The sequence below is a fragment of the Raoultella sp. T31 genome (assembly GCF_002806725.1).
In the GTDB taxonomy this organism is placed as follows: domain Bacteria; phylum Pseudomonadota; class Gammaproteobacteria; order Enterobacterales; family Enterobacteriaceae; genus Klebsiella; species Klebsiella electrica.
On the sequence record NZ_PIBO01000009.1, the window covers coordinates 1 to 19003 of the forward strand.

Annotated in this window: 14 protein-coding genes and 1 pseudogene; 5 read left to right on the forward strand and 10 right to left on the reverse strand. The window is 53.3% G+C overall.

What is annotated here, in order from left to right; genetic code table 11:
• Positions 1-95: 95 nt before the first annotated feature.
• Positions 96-1161 (reverse strand): annotated as a pseudogene (locus CWM52_RS08560) (transposase); the annotation flags it as partial.
• 209 nt (positions 1162-1370) lie between these two features.
• Here CWM52_RS08560 and CWM52_RS08565 point away from each other — a divergent pair.
• Positions 1371-2162 carry a tetratricopeptide repeat protein gene (locus tag CWM52_RS08565; RefSeq protein ID WP_100683702.1) on the forward strand — a complete coding sequence of 264 codons (792 nt, stop codon included), beginning with the start codon at positions 1371-1373 and terminating at the stop codon, positions 2160-2162.
• A 159-nt stretch (positions 2163-2321) separates the two neighbouring features.
• Here the strand turns inward: CWM52_RS08565 and CWM52_RS08570 are convergent, their stop codons facing one another.
• The 4 genes from CWM52_RS08570 to CWM52_RS08585 form a co-directional block, all read right to left on the reverse strand.
• Complete coding sequence (locus tag CWM52_RS08570; RefSeq protein ID WP_100683703.1) at positions 2322-2858, reverse strand: dihydrofolate reductase family protein; 537 nt, start codon at positions 2856-2858, stop codon at positions 2322-2324.
• Between the two features lie 50 nt (positions 2859-2908).
• Entirely contained in the window at positions 2909-3391 is a 483-nt protein-coding gene (locus CWM52_RS08575; RefSeq protein ID WP_100683704.1) for a GNAT family N-acetyltransferase, read from the reverse strand.
• Entirely contained in the window at positions 3382-3660 is a 279-nt protein-coding gene (locus CWM52_RS08580; RefSeq protein WP_100683705.1) for a DUF1778 domain-containing protein, read from the reverse strand. The genes CWM52_RS08575 and CWM52_RS08580 overlap by 10 nt, the downstream gene beginning before the upstream one ends.
• Before the next feature lie 79 nt (positions 3661-3739).
• Positions 3740-4342, reverse strand: a complete 603-nt coding sequence (locus CWM52_RS08585) for a DJ-1/PfpI family protein (protein ID WP_100683706.1) — start codon at positions 4340-4342, stop codon at positions 3740-3742.
• Between the two features lie 560 nt (positions 4343-4902).
• Between CWM52_RS08585 and CWM52_RS08590 the strand changes: the two genes are divergently transcribed.
• From CWM52_RS08590 to CWM52_RS08605, 4 genes are all read left to right on the forward strand, one after another.
• Positions 4903-5928: an amino acid ABC transporter substrate-binding protein gene (locus CWM52_RS08590; protein ID WP_100683707.1), complete on the forward strand. Its 1026-nt coding sequence runs from the start codon at positions 4903-4905 to the stop codon at positions 5926-5928.
• 70 nt (positions 5929-5998) lie between these two features.
• Complete coding sequence (locus CWM52_RS08595) at positions 5999-7177, forward strand: amino acid ABC transporter permease (RefSeq protein ID WP_100683708.1); 1179 nt, start codon at positions 5999-6001, stop codon at positions 7175-7177.
• Between the two features lie 15 nt (positions 7178-7192).
• Entirely contained in the window at positions 7193-8293 is a 1101-nt protein-coding gene (locus CWM52_RS08600; RefSeq protein ID WP_100683709.1) for an amino acid ABC transporter permease, read from the forward strand.
• 8 nt (positions 8294-8301) lie between these two features.
• Positions 8302-9063 carry an amino acid ABC transporter ATP-binding protein gene (locus CWM52_RS08605; protein ID WP_100683710.1) on the forward strand — a complete coding sequence of 254 codons (762 nt, stop codon included), beginning with the start codon at positions 8302-8304 and terminating at the stop codon, positions 9061-9063.
• 52 nt (positions 9064-9115) lie between these two features.
• On the opposite strand, the gene CWM52_RS08610 is transcribed toward CWM52_RS08605, so the two are convergent.
• The 5 genes from CWM52_RS08610 to CWM52_RS08630 form a co-directional block, all read right to left on the reverse strand.
• Entirely contained in the window at positions 9116-9997 is an 882-nt protein-coding gene (locus CWM52_RS08610) for a transglutaminase family protein (protein ID WP_100683711.1), read from the reverse strand.
• Positions 9994-12405: a circularly permuted type 2 ATP-grasp protein gene (locus CWM52_RS08615; protein WP_206057696.1), complete on the reverse strand. Its 2412-nt coding sequence runs from the start codon at positions 12403-12405 to the stop codon at positions 9994-9996. The genes CWM52_RS08610 and CWM52_RS08615 overlap by 4 nt, the downstream gene beginning before the upstream one ends.
• A 159-nt stretch (positions 12406-12564) precedes the next feature.
• Positions 12565-15909 carry a DUF2126 domain-containing protein gene (locus tag CWM52_RS08620; RefSeq protein ID WP_100683713.1) on the reverse strand — a complete coding sequence of 1115 codons (3345 nt, stop codon included), beginning with the start codon at positions 15907-15909 and terminating at the stop codon, positions 12565-12567.
• The gene (locus CWM52_RS08625) at positions 15906-16856 is read right to left on the reverse strand and encodes an alpha-E domain-containing protein (protein ID WP_202395528.1); all 951 of its coding nucleotides are present in this window, start codon (positions 16854-16856) and stop codon (positions 15906-15908) included. Before CWM52_RS08625 ends, CWM52_RS08620 begins: the two co-directional genes overlap by 4 nt.
• Complete coding sequence (locus CWM52_RS08630) at positions 16856-18307, reverse strand: circularly permuted type 2 ATP-grasp protein (protein ID WP_100683834.1); 1452 nt, start codon at positions 18305-18307, stop codon at positions 16856-16858. Before CWM52_RS08630 ends, CWM52_RS08625 begins: the two co-directional genes overlap by 1 nt.
• Positions 18308-19003: the final 696 nt, after the last annotated feature.

The following is a 19003-nucleotide window of genomic DNA, read 5'->3' on the forward strand; positions in this document are numbered from 1 at the left end:
TTGTTGGAGTGAACATATCAAAAACAGGCAATTACACAATTTAAATTACAGTCTCTTAATTAGATACTTTAGCCCTGAATACAATAAGATTTATAAATGTACCTGTCCAGGAAGCACATAAAATCTTCCAGCGATGTGCCCGCCCAGTTTCTGCCATAGTACATTTCATTTTTGACCCGCCCGAAGAATCCTTCGCACGCCGCATTATCCGACGAGCAACCCTTGCGTGACATGGACCTTATAAGACCCGATCCATTGATACGATCCAGCCAGCCCGGCCATCGGTAATGGCTTCCTCTGTCACTGTGTATCACCGGCCTTTCATTTTCCCTCAAAGATCTTTGCCATGGTTACGCGTATTTTCGCGTACTTGTCATGCAGACGCAGGCTTGCTTTGTGATAAAAATAACAACTGCGGGCAAGCTGCAGAGCACTGAGCAGTTCAGCAACGGGATAGATTTCCTTAAGGGCATCAACGAGCCGGGTCTTCTCCCTGTTCTTCAGGGTCAGGACGCTGATGCCCATGTCTTTTTTTATCAGTTCATTCGCTTTTGTCAGGATGTCACATTCAAGCTGTAGCTGATGAACCTGCTGTTTAAGCAGCTTTATTTCATCGTGCAGTGCATCCTGCTGCTTATCCGGAGGAGCTGGTTTTCGTTTACGCATGGATTGATAAGCCTCATCGTCGATCAGGTCTTTCTTCCATTTGTACAGGACCGGAACACTGATACCTACCTTTTGTGCAACTTTAAGGGCCGTTCCGCGCCGGGTGCAGATCTCACGGACCGCCTGAGTTCTTTCTTCCTGACTGAAGCATTTATGTGTGTTGGAGCGAATAATCAGGGGCCGCCGTCCCGGATAAATCTCTTCGATCCAGCTCTTGAGTACTTCGTTGCTGGGATAGCCGATAGCACGCCGCGTGAAAGCCAGACAGCCGCCGTGCGTAAGATAATGCTCAACTGCGGCGACTTTCTGTGCGTGTGAATAGCGTTTTCTTGGCTTTAATTCCCTGGGTAAGTCACCGGCCTCTTCATAAATTCGAACCCACCGGGAAAGCTGTTTAACGGATGGATAGCCCAACTCTCTGACAACAACTGTCAGCCTTTTGCCATACCTGAAGTAAAGCTCCACGGCCCGGATCCGATCCTCATATGAGTGCATGAATTATCTCCTGAAGGTCCAGGAAATCGTCCGCACCCCCTTGGGCTCATTATAGGAATGTCCAGGCTATAGTTTTCAAACCTGTATGCTTGGTCAACAACTCACTTTTCCTGATGAGGAGTTTTCTATGGCTATAGTTCAAAGCGGTAGAATCGACCATCAGTGCTGCAAAGTATCGGGTAACGGTGAGCACCCAAAGGATATTTGAGATGATTAAATTCCCAACTAAAAAGCGCGTTGATGTATATAAAAACGCCGTCAGTTCTGAGCAATTACAGCTGGATCTGGCTGCAGCTCAGGAGTTTATGTTCGATGCCTGGGAAACTGATGACCTGGACGCGGTGCTGAAACTCATAAGAAAAGCTATCAAAAAATCTCCGCTCTGCGCTGACGCATACTCCTTCTACAGCAAGATATCTGAAGAGTCTCCTGAGTCAAAAGTCAGTTATCTTGAAACGGCGCTGTATGCGGCCAGCATTGCACTTGGTGAAGATTTCCAGGAATTCGCGGGCAATTTCTGGGGATTTGTCGAAACGCGTCCATATATGAGAGCAAAAGCGGCTTTGGCTGATGCCTTATGGGAGTCAGGTAATTTCTACCCGGCCATGGCTCATTGCCGAGAAATGCTTAAGCTCAATCCGAACGATAACCAGGGGATTCGTCATTTATTAACGAACTATTACCTTGAACTCGAAATGGTGGATGATCTGACCTTATTACTGGATGATTATTCAGGTGATGTGCGCCCGTTTCTTCAGTATACACGCGCCCTCCTCGCCTACCGACAGTCATCCCCGGATGCCGATGATATCGCTAAAGCTGCGATTGATTCTAATAGACACATCCCCGGGTTGTTATCGAAGTGCAGATTGCAGCCCAAGTCTAACAGTGGATACATCACGTTAGGTGGAATGGATGAAGCCATTTATTACGTGAATAATAATATAAAGCCCTGGATTCGCACCCCTGGTGCAATTGAATGGATTGTCAATCGCATTTAAATGATGCAGGCGATTACTCAGGCCTCCATCATTAATTCAACTATAAGCCATTTCTTGCGGTCTTTAATTCTAAAAAATGGAACTTCCCTGCCCTTCATTACTGACTACCGACTGGGAGATTTCGCTTAAGCGCAGGCCAACGCTATGTTTATATGCGGTTTATGGCGTCAGACGATAGTACGACTGCACCAGACCCGAGGGGAAGCTCCGGCTTGATAACAGCGTCAAATCAATATCATGGGGAAGGGATCCGAACAGCGGCTTTCCCGAACCGAGCAGAACAGGAATGGTAGTGATAACAATATCGGCAACCAGCCCTTCGCGCAGGAACGACTGTATCAGCTGCCCGCCGTCGATATAGACGCGATGCGCGTTCTGCGTCGCCAGGTCATCAATCACCTCTTTCGGCGTGCGATTAGAGAACTGCACTTTGCCCTTTAGTGCCCCGGGCACAGGGGTATCGGCTAACTGCCGGGAGAGCACCAGCACGGGCCGGTCATAAGGCCATTCGTCAAAAGTCAGTATCTTCTCATAGCTCCCCCGGCCCATAACGATCCAATCTTTATCAGCGATGAACGCGGCATAACCATGATCCTCAGTCGGATCATCGCGCTGTAACAGCCAGCCAATATCGCCATCCTGGCGGGCGATGTAGCCATCAAGACTGACCGCGATAAAAACATGTGTGGTGACCATAAGGCGCTCCGTATTCAAGGTGCTGGCAGAGCCGCTACAGCGGCGCAATTTCAGAGTCTGATCGGGAACAATAATGTCAGAACGTTAACAATAGAAGGCTCAAAACCAAACCGGGTATAAAAATCCCTGACTTCATCATTCAGGGCGTGGACGAGAAGCGCCCTCACGCCAACCTGCACTGCGATGTTTTGGGTGCGGTATATGGCGTCCTTAAGCAGCGCAGCTCCGAGTCCCTTTCCTGCCCAGGATACATCGACCGCAAGCCTTCCCAGAACGATGACCGGTACGGACTCAGGTGCATTACGACGGTAAGACCCAGGAACTGTGTTTCGGTGCACACTTCCGGAAGACAAGCAGTAATACGCGATCACCCTGTTTGTGTTCCCGGCACAGACCACATAGACCCTTGAAATGCCCGTACTGTGGTTTTTCAGTGCTTTCTTCTTCAACCACTCATTAAGACCTGGGTCCTGGCAACAAAATTCAGCAATGTCGTGTTCAGGGGTGAGTGATTCCGGGGGCCTCATTCCCATGGCGATTTGCGGTTCATCAGGTTATCAATACGCGCCTGGCGCTCCGCTGTCATAGGGGCATCAAGCTCTTCAATAAATGACTCAAACTGCTTATCGTCCAGCAGAAATAAGCGCTGATCCAGCAGAATGTCCTGGGCCTCGCGGCAGGCCGCCTCGAGCATAAAATCAGTACGTGATTTTGATACAAGGTTTGCGGCCATGTCGATAAGATCGCGCTGTGATGTTTTTGCCCGAATATTTATCGGGGCTTCACGGATGTCCGGTTTCATAGATACCTCTTGTGTAGCATTTCTATATACAATTATAGACTTCGTATATAGAAATGCTACACAAATCAACACAGCAAACTCAAACCCCTGGCGTATTCTCGGTCCAGTCAAACGCCAGCTGTTTTGCCGTACGCTCGGCCAGCGCCCGGTCGGAAAAGCGTTCGACTAAATGCAGGCACATATCAATACCCGCCGAGATCCCGGCGGAGGAGACAATCGGCCCCTCATCAACCCAACGCACGCCCTCTTTTACGGCTAGCTGCGGGAACATCGTTCGCAGATCGGCGATATCCTCCCAATGGGTGGTGGCCGCTTTGTCGGATAATATGCCAGCCCTGGCGAGTAAAAACGCCCCCGTGCACACGGAGGCGGTGATCGCCGTGGTGAATGACTGCTGACGGATCCAGGCAATGACATGGTCCTTTTTTAGCTCTGCATCCACCACGCCGCCGGGAATAATCAGGCAGTCTATTGGTGGGGCGTTGGCTATCGTCACTTCAGGGGTAAGTTTGAGGCCAGCGCGTGCGTGTACGGTTTCCTGCGTTTCGCCTATCGTAAAAACATTAAACAGTGCCGGCTCTCCCCGATGCACCCTGGAGGCGCATGTAAAAACCTCATAAGGCCCGGCAAAATCGAGAACTTCAACATTATCGAAAATATAGATTCCCACTTGTACAGGCATAGATTAACTCCCTCGATAATACGAAAAAAAGCAAAATAGCCGATCAACATGACCATGGCGTTTACGATATTCCCTGATTTCTTCTTTTTATTAATATACAGATATTGAGCCTTAATGGGATGGGTCGCGGATGAAACAGTTATCGTCATTGTGGTGGCGATAGTGACAGCAACTCGCGTGCGGTTTTTCCTTTTCATTTCTCCCGCCCGTTGGCGATACCTTCCCCCTTCTCGCCAATAGATATCTCTCAAGGCCGCGGCAGGCCCACCGTGAATATAACAATCCCGGCGGCGGCTCTGCGCGCCCTGCTTTCTTTTTGTGAAACTCTTGCACCGTTTGCGACGGCGATGGCCGCAATTGTTCCATTTTGGTGCTCGATAATATCCATAGCTTTCTGGAGACGTCAGTAGAAGGCGAAATCTTTCTATGTGTTTCATAAAGATACAAAGATGGCATCAAAATTGCCTTTATCGACATGGCAGACCGACACAGTAACAAACGTACGGTTAAATGCGCACCACGACCACATAACAACACGATATCTCCATACAGGATGCTTTATGAAAAAAATAATGTTCTCCACCCTGGTCGCCGCGGCTTCTTTGTTCGCTGTCGCGCAGCAAGCGCATGCGGGTACTACGCTGGATGCAATTAAGAAAAAAGGCTTTGTTCAGTGCGGTATCAGCGATGGTTTACCGGGCTTCTCTTATGCCGATGCTAACGGCAAATTCACCGGTATTGATGTCGATATCTGTCGGGCTACGGCAGCGGCAGTGTTTGGCGATGCGAGCAAGGTCAAATATACCCCGCTGACGGCAAAAGAGCGCTTTACCGCTCTGCAATCCGGTGAAGTGGATATTCTGTCGCGTAATACAACCTGGACCTCTTCGCGTGATGGCGGGATGGGATTCTTGTTCGCCGGGGTTAACTACTACGACGGCATTGGCTTCCTGACCCATAAAAAAGCGGGCCTCAAAAGCGCTAAAGAGCTGGATGGCGCCACCGTATGTATCCAGGCAGGTACGGATACGGAACTGAACGTGGCCGATTACTTCAAAGCCAACAAAATGCAATACACGCCCGTAACCTTCGATCGCTCTGACGAGTCGGCGAAAGCCCTCGACAGCGGTCGTTGCGATACGCTGGCTTCCGACCAGTCTCAGCTGTATGCGCTGCGTATTAAGCTGGGCAAACCGGATGAATTTATTGTTCTGCCGGAAGTGATTTCGAAAGAGCCGCTGGGCCCGGTTGTTCGCCGTGGCGATGATGACTGGTTCACCATCGTTAAATGGTCGCTGTACGCCATGCTGAACGCAGAAGAGATGGGGATCACGTCGAAAAACGTTGAGCAGATGGCGGCAAAACCGTCTAACCCGGACATCGCTCACCTGCTGGGGGCGGAAGGTGACTTTGGCAAAGACCTGAAGCTCGACAACAAATGGGCGTTCAACATCATTAAACAGGTTGGTAACTATCAGGAAAGTTTTGACCGCAACGTCGGTAAAGATAGTGCTCTGAAAATCGCGCGTGGACAGAATGCGCTCTGGAACCAGGGCGGCATCCAGTACGCACCGCCGGTACGTTAATACTGCCTTCCAGACGGCTGCCGCCCCGCACGGGCGGTAGCCAGTGCGCTATTTTTATTGAGGTTTCAACATGTCTCAACGCCCAACCGTAAAAAGGGATTTTTCATTCGGTAACCCTACGGTTCGCGCCTGGCTTTACCAGATGGCCGCCATCGTAGCCGTGCTTGCTATTGTGGGATATCTGATCCACAACACGGTAATCAACCTGGCCAATCGTGGTATTACCTCCGGTTTTGGTTTTCTTGAGCGAAGCGCCGGTTTCGGTATCGTCCAGCATCTGATTGATTATACGGAAGGCGATACCTATGCTCGCGTCTTCCTTGTGGGGTTAACCAACACCCTGCTGGTTTCCGCTCTGTGCATTGTATTCGCTTCGGTGCTCGGGTTCTTCATTGGCCTCGCGCGTCTGTCGGATAACTGGCTGCTGCGCAAGCTCTCGACCTTCTATATCGAAACGTTCCGTAATATTCCGCCACTGCTGCAAATTTTCTTCTGGTATTTCGCCGTGCTGCGTAATTTACCTGGCCCGCGAGAGGCATTAAGCGCATTCGACCTGGCATTTGTCAGCAACCGCGGTCTGTACATCCCCTGGCCGACCTACGCGCCAGGCAGTTGGCCGTTCGTTATCGCCCTGGCACTGGCGATCGCCGGCAGCGTTGGTTTACGGCATTACAACCGTCAGCATCAGTTGAAAACTGGTCAGCTGCGGCGAACCTGGCCGCTGGCCGCCGCGATGATCGTCATCTTCCCGCTGATCGCTCATATGCTGTTTGGCGCCGCTACTCACTGGGATGTTCCACAGCTGCGCGGATTTAACTTCCGGGGCGGGTTCGTCATGATCCCGGAACTGGCTTCGTTGACCCTGGCGCTGTCGATCTACACCTCTTCGTTTATTGCCGAAGTGATTCGTTCCGGAATCCAGTCAGTGCCGCATGGACAGAGTGAAGCGGCCCGGTCGCTGGGGTTGCCGAATCCCGTGACCATGCGGCAGGTGATCATCCCCCAGGCGATGCGGGTCATCATTCCCCCGCTGACCAGTCAGTACCTCAATATTGTGAAAAACTCCTCACTGGCGGCGGCGATCGGTTACCCGGATATGGTCTCGCTGTTTGCCGGGACGGTACTGAATCAGACCGGTCAGGCTATCGAGACCATTGCCATCACCATGGCGGTGTACCTGCTTATCAGTCTGATGATTTCGCTGCTGATGAACCTCTACAACCGCAAAATTGCGCTGGTTGAGCGTTAAGAGAACGGAATGACTATGTTTGCTACCACACATGAAACACCGCCAGCCCTCACTAACCCGGTGCGTAAAGCCTGGGGATGGGCACGTAAAAATCTGTTCTCCAGCTGGTTCAATACGCTGCTGACACTGTTGTGTCTGTGGGTTATCTGCAACGTTATACCGCCGGCGCTAAACTGGCTGGTCTTTCAGGCTAACTGGCTGGGCACCACCCGTGCCGACTGTACCAAAGAAGGCGCCTGCTGGGTGTTTATCCATGCACGCTTTGGCCAGTTTATGTATGGGCTGTATCCGCATGAACTGCGCTGGCGCATTAACCTCGCGCTGGTAACCGGCCTGCTGTCGATTATCCCGATGTTTATCAAGTCGATGCCGCACCGGGGCCGTTATATCGCCTGTTGGGCCGTGGTCTATCCCCTCATCGTCTGGTGTCTGATGTACGGCGGTTTTCTCGGCCTCGATCGCGTTGAAACCCGCCAGTGGGGGGGCCTGACGCTGACGTTAATTATCGCCGCTGTCGGGATTGCCGGCGCGTTGCCGTTGGGGATTTTACTGGCGCTGGGGCGGCGCTCAACGATGCCGGTGGTTCGCACCTTGTCGGTGATCTTTATTGAGTTCTGGCGAGGCGTGCCGCTGATTACCGTGCTGTTTATGTCATCGGTGATGCTGCCGCTGTTTATGGCCGAAGGGAGCACTATCGATAAGCTGGTGCGCGCTCTGGTCGGGGTGATCCTGTTCCAGTCGGCCTATATTGCTGAAGTCGTACGCGGGGGGTTACAGGCGCTTCCCAAAGGGCAGTATGAAGCGGCGGAGTCGCTGGCGCTGGGCTACTGGAAAACGCAGGTTCTGGTCATTCTCCCCCAGGCGCTCAAGCTCACCATCCCGGGGCTGGTTAACACCATCATCGCGCTGTTTAAAGACACCAGCCTGGTTATCATCATTGGCCTGTTCGATCTGTTCAGTAGCGTACAGCAGGCAACGGTTGACCCTACCTGGCTGGGTATGTCGACTGAGGGATATGTTTTCGCCGCCCTCGTCTATTGGATTTTCTGTTTTAGCATGTCGCGCTACAGCCAGTATCTGGAAAAGCGCTTTCACACCGGGCGCAAATCGCACTGAGGTTTTACATGACACACACAATGACTAATTCTGCTGACGCAATGATGATTACGCTCGAAAATGTGAATAAATGGTACGGCCAGTTTCACGTCTTGAAAGACATTAACCTGCAGGTGAAACCGCGTGAACGCATTGTCCTCTGCGGGCCTTCAGGATCGGGTAAATCGACCACGATTCGTTGCATCAACCACCTGGAAGAACACCAGCAGGGGCGGATCGTCGTTGATGGCATTCATCTGAACGATGATGTCCGCAACATAGAGCGCGTACGCACTGAAGTCGGCATGGTATTTCAACACTTTAATCTGTTCCCTCACCTCACCGTTTTGCAGAACTGTACCCTGGCGCCGACCTGGGTGCGTAAGATGCCGGTGAAAGAAGCGGAAGCGCTGGCAATGCACTATCTGCAACGTGTCCGCATCGCGGAACATGCGCATAAATTTCCCGGACAGCTGTCGGGTGGTCAGCAGCAGCGCGTGGCGATCGCCCGTTCCCTGTGCATGAAACCCAAAATCATGTTGTTCGATGAGCCCACCTCCGCGCTTGATCCGGAGATGGTCAAAGAAGTGCTCGATACCATGATTGGCCTGGCGGAAGATGGCATGACGATGCTGTGCGTCACCCATGAAATGGGCTTTGCACGCACGGTGGCGGATCGGGTGATCTTCATGGACCGCGGCGAGATTGTCGAACAGGCGCCGCCACAGGAGTTCTTCTCCCATCCAAAATCAGAACGTACCCGGACGTTTTTGTCGCAGGTTATACACTAAACGTCCGGGGTTTTCCCCCCTCGGCTCTCGCTGAGGGGGGAAATAATAGCGCTCAGCCGCGCTGCACATCGACCGCAACTTCAAGGGCCAGCGTTACCCCGCCATCGAAAATAACCCCCTGCAACGGAGCAACATCGGCGTAATCCCTGCCCCACGCCGTGACAATATGTTGCCCCTGAGGCATGAGATCGTTGGTCGGGTCAAACTCCAGCCAGCCTGCGTCGGGGATAAAAATGGCAAACCACGCATGCGACGCATCGGTCCCGACTAATTTTTCCTGCCCCTCGGGCGGTAGCGTTTCAATATAGCCGCTGATATAGCGCGCGGGTAAGCCGACGGAACGCAGGCAGGCGATCGCCAGATGGGCAAAATCCTGACAGACCCCCCGCTTTTCCTGTAAGACCTGCTCTGGCGGGGTGCTGACGCTGGTCGCAATCGGATCGAAAGTAAACTCCTCAAAAATGCGATGGGTCAATGCCGCCGCCGCCTGAATGACCGGGGCATCATCATGGAAAATATCCGCCGCGTAGCAGGCCAGCCGCTCAGAACGGCGAATTAAACTGGAGTCGAGCAAATACTCCTTCGCCATCCGCAGCTCCGGCGTCCCGGACTCATGCAATTGCTGCCGATACTCTCCGCAGGTCAGAGAGTGGCTATGCAGCAGATCCGCGTGGTTGATTTCGTCAATATCAAGCTCACTTTCCATCTCAATGGTCAGGGTGTCGTGCGGGACCTGGATCGAGAAATAAAACGTCAGATTGCCAAAATAATCATACCCTTCGTTCTGATAAACCGGCATCGGCGTTACGGTTATCCGCCGCTGTACGCAGTGCTGACTGGCGGTATTGCGCGGCAACAGGTGCGTCATGTTGTAGCATAACGTCACCGGAGAGTTGTACTGGTACTTTGTAAGATGTCGTACCCGGTATTTCATAAGTCGGTCTTCCACTGGGTGTTAATCAGTTGCTGCGGTCCATTGGCGTGGTCGAAATATTTGTCGCTCAGCAAGGTAGTGAATTGCTCCAGCTGACTGATTATCTGCGTCATTAACGTATCCAGTTGTTCACGCAGTCCGGTGGGTTCATCGACTTGCGCCAGTCGATCGAGATCGGCAAGTTGTATATCCGTGAGTGATTTCATCACCGGGCGCATATCCGATGTCAGGCTGGAGGTCTGTCCCTCCTGGCGCGGCAAATCGAGGAGATACTTACGCAACCGATCGACCTGATAAATCAACGAACGCGGGTTCGTCCCATCCAGCATCAATAAATCCAGACCGGAAATGATATTCATCTGCCCCCGGTAACGTCGTCGAAAAGAAATTAACGCCTCGACGCTCATCAGTACCGATTCTAAAATTTGCTGTTGCTGTAAACCCGGAACGGCGCGGGTCAAAGTATGTTTCAGCAGAATGGCGGTCAGACGCGCTCGTTCGGCGCGGCGACCAATCTCCTGGAACCGCCAGTCCATGCCCCGCAGCATGCTTTCATGATTCAGTCCGGACAAGGCCAGTAAAGAGGTGACCAGATTATCCAGCGACTCTTCCGGCAATTCCGGCAGCCCGTCTTGATATGCGACCTCCACCGTCCGAATATAATCACGTAATTCATTGATGATAATGCGCGTATCGGCCGACAGCATCTCTTTCACCTGCTCACCGCAGGCCAGCATGTTGAGAATATTAAATTTTATCGATCCCGTGCGTTGGCCATCGCACACCAGGGAAGAAAGCTCATGATTCTGATCGCCGACAGCGCCGCTTTCTGGCAACGTCCCGGTAAGCGCAGATAATGCCCCCAGCAGAATCTCGCGGCTTTCCGGCATAAAATGCTCAACGCCGTTAAGCTGCTTGAAAAGAATACGTATCAGACGCAGGCTCATCTCCGCGCGTTCCGCATAGCGGCCGAACCAGAACAGGTTTTCTATCACCCGGCTGGGCAAATTTCCCTCATCGCGGGGAATCGAGTCTGTCAGAAGTGGCTGCGCGGTATCGAAGCTTTCACCAAGTATCCACGTATCTTTACTCCACGCCCCGGATAAGTCGCTGACAATACAATCATCAGCAGACTCTGCTACCCGCGACAACGTTCCTGGCATGACGCAGTATCCTTCCGGTGCGGCAACGGTGAACGCGCGGAAAATCGTCGGACGATACTCAATTTGCTGATTAGCCCACACCGGGACGCGTGAGCCCGGAATATAGGCCTGCGCCACGTAGCTGTGCGGGCTGGCGGTGATTTGCTGAATAATCAGCTTGCGGCCCGCGTCATCCAGACTATGACCATAGATACTTTTGCTATCAAAACTACGATAAGACGGTTTGATGATCAGTTGCTCAAGGTGGTGGATCACGAAGTCTCGGTCCTCCACTCGGCCGCACCACCAGGTTTTAACCGTGGGGATCAACAGCGGTTCGCCCAGCAAAAACTGACTAATTTCCGCGAGAAACGCCAGCAACGCCGGTGCTTCAAGGACCCCTGAGCCCAGAGGGTTAGCCAGCACGACGTTACCGTTGCGCACCACTTCAAGCAGCCCCGGCACCCCCAGGCGCGAGTCGGAGCGGAGTTCGGTCTGATCGCAGTAGGCATCATCCATCCGGCGCACAATCACATCGACTTCCGACAGCCCATTCAGGGATTTCAACCATACTCTGCCGTTACGCACGGTCAGGTCGCCCCCCTGCACCAGCTGAAAACCGAGATAGTTTGCCAGATAAGCGTGCTCAAAATAGGTACTGCTGTAGGCGCCGGGAGTCAGGACGACGATCCGTGGGGTATCGGTTTTGTGGCTGGCGAGGCTGGCCAGCGTATGCCGTAGCGCATGAAAGAAACCGGAAAGCCGCCGGACATGGCTGTTACGAAACAACGATGGCAGGACGCGGGAAACGGCGATTCGGTTTTCCAGAACATAACCGGTACCGCTCGGGGCCTGGGTGCGATCGCCAATCGCCACAAACTGTCCATTCCCGCCGCGAACCAAATCGACCGCGTGGAAGATAAGATTATGGGCCCCAGGCAAACGGATACCGTGGCATTGGCGCAGAAAACCGGGGTGAGAGAAGACGATTTCCGAGGGGATAACCCCTTCTTTCAGCAGCCGCTGTTCGCCATAGAGATCTTTAAGCATCAGGTCGAATAGCCGCGAACGCTGCGCCAGCCCGCGTTCCACGCTTGACCATTCCTCCTCCGCCAACAGATTGGGGATGATATCCAGCGACCAGACGTTTGGCGAAAGCGGATCGCCATTCAGGTTATAGGTGGCACCATCGTCGCGCAAAATACGCTGGGCCTGGCGCAGACGGTTTTCCATCCCTTCCACACCCATCTCACTGACGCTGTTCATCACCTCTGTCCAGTGTGGGCGGAGGGTGTTCGTCAGATCGCAGGCCTCGTTATAAATGGCTGTCGAAGCGCTATCGACAGCGAAAGAAGCCGGCTCACAGGCCGGCGTGATTGATTCAGAAAAAGATGCGGTCATGTATTCTGATTACCCGGCTCAAAACTAAATCCTAGTATACTTCCTGCGAAGGTCCAAAGTATGAGGGTATTCGTCGCCAGGTTCCTCAGCAGGCGGAGCCATCGGGCGGGGAACCTGCTCATGCTCATAGAATGTTCTGAGCGCGCTGAATGCCGGCGGGGGAACTAATGCGCCCTGGGTAAAACCATGATCCCAGAAGCGATTGACACGCCTGGCTTCGGCTTCATTGCTGTTGACCGGTCGCGTCTCATAGTTTCGTCCGCCAGGGTGGCTGACACGATAGGTGCAGCCACCGATGGAAAGACCATTCCAGGTATCAATCAAATCAAACACCAGCGGGGTATTCACCCCCAGCGTCGGATGCAGCGCCGACGGCGGCGCCCACGCCCGATAACGTACCGCCCCCACCATCTCCCCTTGTCTTCCGGTCGCCCGCAGCGGCACGCGGCGGCCGTTACACGCCAGCACGTAGCGCCCTTCGGTTAAACCCGACAGGCGTACCTGTATACGTTCGACCGAGGAGTCAACATAGCGCGAGGTCCCGGACAGCGTCACCTCCTCGCCCAGAACATGCCACGGCTCGATGGCCCAGCGCAGCTCCAGCTCAATATCATCAATTTGCTGACGACCATAGTGCGGGAAACGGAACTCTTCAAACGGCAACAGCCACGCCAGTTTGAAGGGATAACCATGACGCTGCAGGTCATCCACCACCTCTTTCACATCCTGCCAGACGAAATGCGGCAACATAAATTTATCGTGCAGCTGTGTCCCCCAGCGGACCAGCGGCTGGTGATACGGTTCTTTCCAGAAACGCGCCACCAGGCAGCGGAGCAGCAGTAGTTGCACCAGCGACATGCGAGCGTGAGGGGGCATTTCGAAGCCGCGGAACTCCAGCAGCCCCAGGCGGCCGCTACTGCTGCCTGCCGCATAGAGTTTGTCGATGCAAAATTCTGAACGGTGGGTATTGCCGGTGACATCCACCAGCAGGTTGCGCATCAGCCTGTCCACCAGCCATGGCGTATCAACCAGCCCTTCCGGCATATTCTGGAAGGCGATTTCCATTTCATAGAGGGCTTCGTCTCGCCCTTCATCCGGACGCGGAGCCTGACTGGTTGGGCCAATAAACATGCCGGAGAATAAATAGGAAAGACCGGGATGATGTTGCCAGTAGGTCACCAGGCTACGCAGGAGATCGGGACGTCGCAGTACCGGACTGTCGGCTGGCGTACTCCCGCCCAGGGTGACATGGTTCCCCCCTCCGGTACCGGTGTGCCGGCCATCAAGCATAAACTTCTCGGCACCCAGCCTTGCCTGGTGCGCCTGCTCGTAGAGTGTTTCAATATTATGCACCAGCTCATCCCAGTGGCTGGCCGGGTGAATATTGACCTCGATAACGCCCGGGTCGGGGGTCAACAACAGCTTCTGCAAGCGAGGATCTTTTGGCGGTTCATAACCTTCAATCACCACCGGCAGCTGCAGTTCACTGGCAGCCTCCTCGATGGCATGCACCAGGGCCACGTAATTCTCGAGATGGGTGACCGGCGGCAGGAACAGATGCAGCTTGCCCTCGCGCGGTTCGAGACACAGCGCGGTACGGACCACGCTTTTAGTACCGTTGGCGAGCGTTTTTTGTTGCTGCAAGGTCTGTCGGGCACGGACAGGGGCCGCCTCTCCGCCCATCGCAAAGACCGGCAGGGGGTCGCGAGGTTCAAAAGGATCCCGTTCGACGACGATCTCATCATCGGCTAATGGCGGCAGCGAATTGAGCGGCAGACGGTAGCCCATCGCGCTATCTCCGGGGATCAGCGTAATCAGCCCGGCACGCATTGGCCAGGGGCTACTTTGCCAGCATGTGCCATCGAATTCGACAGGCAGGATGTAGCCCGTGGCGTTTCCCATACCGCGGCTAAGTAAACTCGCCAGTCTCCGCCGTTCGAGGTCATGATTCAGATTCGCGCTCCTCGGATCGACCCCCTCCGGCAGAGAACGCTCCAGCCACAGATAGTAGAGCGAATCTTCATAAGCGGGTTGCAAATAGCGGGTGGCAACGCCTAACTGCTGGCATAGCGCCTGACCAAACCGTTCCGCGTCGCTAAGGGTATGACCATAATCCCGATCGACGCGGGCTAAGAGCGCCTGATCGTGCCACAATGCCTCGCCATCGGTGCGCCAGAAGCACCCGAGCGCCCAACGCGGAACCTCTTCGCCCGGATACCACTTGCCCTGGCCATAATGCAGCAATCCGCCGCGACTAAACTGCGTTTTTAAGCGCAGTAACAGATCTTTCGCGAGGCGTAATTTATCTTTACCCAGCGCATCGGTATTCCACTGCGCGGAATCCATATCGTCAATGGAGATAAACGTCGGTTCGCCCCCCATCGTCAGGCGCACATCGTTAGATTGCAGTTCGGCGTCAACGGCGCGCCCCAGCGCGTTGATGTTCAGCCACTCGTCTTCGCTATAAGGCCGTGTGACCCGCGGATCTTCATGAATGCGGGTGACGATATTGGAATAGCTGAACTCGCATTCGCACGGGTCGGTTGCGCCGGTAATCGGCGCCGCCGACTGCGGGTCAGCGGTGCAGGCTAAAGGAATATGCCCTTCGCCGGCGAACAGACCGCTGGTCGGGTCGAGCCCTACCCACCCGGCGCCGGGCAAATAGACCTCGCACCAGGCGTGCAGATCGGTGAAATCCTGTTCCGGGCCAGACGGACCGTCCAGCGCTTTCACATCAGCGGTTAACTGCACCAGATAGCCGGAGGCAAAGCGCGCGGCCAGCCCCAGATTACGCAGTATCTGCACCAGCAACCACGAGGTATCCCGGCAGGAGCCTTTTTTCAACGTCAGCGTCTCCTGACAACTCTGCACGCCGGGTTCAAGGCGAATACCGTAGTCAATTTCGTTGGCCAGCCGACTATTGAGCTGCACAAGGAAGGTCACGATAGGCACCATTTCCTCACAATCAACGCTTGCCAGCCACGCCTCCAGTTCAGGACACTGCTCGGTGACCTTGAGATAAGGCGCAAGTTCTTCTTGCATCAAGGCATCATAGGCAAAGGGGAAATTCTCGGCATACTCTTCGATAAAGAAGTCAAACGGGTTGATCACGGTCATATCCGCGATCACCTCCACCGCAAACTCCAGGCGCTTCACTTTTTCAGGAAACACCAGCCGCGCCTGATAGTTACCGAACGGGTCCTGCTGCCAGTTAATAAAATGGTCCTCTGGCGTCACTTTCAGGGAGTAGCCATGGATATGGGTACGTGAATGAGGCGCAGGCCGCAGACGCAAAATATGTGGCGCCACGTTGATCAAACGGTCGAAGTCATAGGTCGTTTTATGTTGAATCGCTACCCGGATGGTCATACGGCATCTCCTTGCAGGAAATGAAACCAGTTATCGGTAATCAGGTGATGAAGCGCAATCAGGCTGAGCTGGATTTCATTAAGATAGAGGCTGAACTCGCGGTTCAGATCGTGGGAGTGATCCACGCCCCGGGTCGCAAGCAGCAAACTGTCGATGTGCTCCGAAACGGCTGACGCCCGCGGCAGTTCAGCGGCAGCCAGTTTGATCTGCTCCAGGCAAAAGCGCTGCGAACGGGGAAAATGCCTGTCCGTCAGGAGCAGCGTGACCACCAGCGAGCCTTTAATCGAGCAGCGCATCACCCGGCGAAAGCTGAGATAGGCACTTTGTGATTTCAGTACTTTAGACCACACGACCTGGCCTAACTTAATACTCTCTTCCTCACGCGCCTGCATCATCAGGGAGTTCGCGGCGTCAAGAATGCGCGTATTCATATCGGCGCGCTCGAGATAGCGCCCCATGTTCAGAAAATACCAGCCGGCATCACGACTCATCGAACCCGTCAGTAAACCAATAATTTTCTGACATCCTTCGATGATGGTATTCAGGTAGGTATGCCGTTCAGAGCGGTTGATACCGAGGCGGATGTTCTGTCTGGCGTAGAGATCCAGCTCATTGATCAGTTCCCACATCTCTCCCGGCACAACATCGCGGCTGGTACGAATATTTTCCCGGACCATTTTTAAAGACGACAGCAGAGAATCGGGATTGCTCTCGTCGGCCAGCAGAAACTTCAGCACATTGCGTTCATCTTTAACTTTGTAGCGTTGGCCAAATAACGCGACGCCGCTGTTAATTTCAATCAGGTTATACCAGGATACAGCGATGTCTCGCGGCAGATCGTAAAGCAGATCGTCATACACGCTGACTAACCGCGCGATATTTTCCACTCGCTCCAGATAACGCGCGCTCCAGTACAGGCGCGCGGCAACTCTTGATAGCATATTCATTATCTTTTGCTCTCCACGATCCAGGTATCCTTACTCCCACCGCCCTGCGATGAGTTAACCACTAACGAGCCTTTTTTCATCGCCACCCGCGTCAACCCGCCGGTCGTCACGTAAGTCTCTTTGCTTTGCAAAATAAACGGGCGTAAATCAAGATGGCGTGGCTCGAGATAATCTTTGGCGATCAGCGCCGGGGCGGTGGAAAGCTTCAGCGTCGGCTGAGCGATATAATTACGTGGATTCGCCTGAATCAGTTCGGCAAACAGCTGCTGATCTTTTTTGGTCGAATGCGGCCCCACCAGCATGCCGTAACCGCCGGACTCGTTGGCCGGTTTAACCACCAGCTTATCCAGATTCTGCAGCACGTATTCGCGATCGTCGTCATTCTGACAAAGGTAGGTTTCGACATTAGGGAGAATAGGCTCTTCGTCCAGATAGTAGCGAATCAGAGCCGGCACATACGCATAGACGACTTTATCATCCGCAACCCCTGCTCCCGGCGCATTGGCCAGCGCGACGTTTCCGGCTTTCCATGCCCGCATCAGGCCGGGAACCCCGAGAACAGAATCAGGGTGAAAGGCTTCCGGATCGAGGAACAAGTCGTCAATACGTCGGTAAATCACATCCACCCGTTCCGGGCCGTAGATCGTTTTGGTGTAGACGCAGTCGTCGTCGCCGACAAACAGATCGGCACCCTCGACCAGTTCCACCCCCATTTGCTGGGCCAGGAAAGCGTGCTCGAAGTAGGCCGAGTTATAAATACCCGGGGTCAGCACCACAATTTCCGGGCGTTCAACCTGGCGGGGCGACAGGGCTGTCAGGGTTTCCAGCAGTTGCGCAGGATAGGCATCAACCGGCTTAATATCGTCGCTTTCAAACAGTTCAGGCAGAACGCGCTTGGTAATGGCGCGGTTTTCCAGCATATACGAGACGCCGGATGGTACCCGCAGGTTATCTTCCAGGACGTAGAACTGCCCTGTTTCATCACGCACTAAATCGGTGCCGCAAATATGCGCCCATACGCCATAAGGCGGTGACATGCCAACGCACTCAGGACGGAAATTTTTAGATTCCTTAATAATATATTCAGGAATAATTCCATCTTTGATGCAGTTTTGTTCATTATACAGGTCATCAATAAAGCGGTTCAGGGCGGTAAGACGTTGCTTCAGTCCGGTTTCCGCGATCGCCCAGTCTTTCGCATCAATGATGCGGGGAATAATATCGAATGGCCAGATCCTGTCGATATTTCCTTTATCGGTATAGACCGTAAAACTAATCCCCATCTCCTGAATTGTCGCCTCTGCCGTCAGACGACGTTTCTCCAGTTCATCCGGAGGAAGAGAATCAAGACATTGAATCAGACGTTGCGCGGAAAGGCGTGGATTGCCCTCATGGTCGATCAGCTCATCGAAAAAGATGTCGGCTTCGTAATTTTTTATGAGTTTATGCATCAGCATTGTATCCTTGTGAAATCGCCGATCGTGACAGTATATGCTGCACCTGCGCAGAACTCAGTCCGGGCCCCTTTTATCTCCTCAAAAGGGTCGTGACGTTGTTAGCAACGGCAATACAAAATAATTATCCGCGTAGCAATGCGGTTAACAGGGCTATGTGTGAATCAGGTATCCTGTTTAAAAATAACGGTGAATATGAATACTGAGATCCGTTTCAAACCCCATAATGACAACGTTGATTGTCTACTCCTCGCCGGCAATAACATCGGTACTGCTTATGGTCGCCACAAAGAAAGATTAAAATTCCCCCACGCTTTATATCTTCTGTTACAAAGATAAGCACAAAGCATGCCATTAATTAATTACTTTAATATTAACAAGATATGAAATGAGTTGTGGTGTACTGCGGATCTGCTTTGCATCACGATGATGCATGACAAATTTAGTGGGGCACCAAAACGAAGCATTGTTTTTGCTTCTGCCTGATTATCTGCGCGACAATATTCACTGGGGTTGAATGATATGAGATGTTATGCAACTTCCTGAGCAGACCTGCCAGGCCGATCGGTGAAAAAGGCATTCCCTGCCCTTCGCCGCGAGTGAGCGGCAAACGGGCTGTTTATCGGATATAACCCTGCTCACGCATTTTAACAATGACCCCGGCGGCGGGCTGTCGCCGGGGTGAACGCCGGG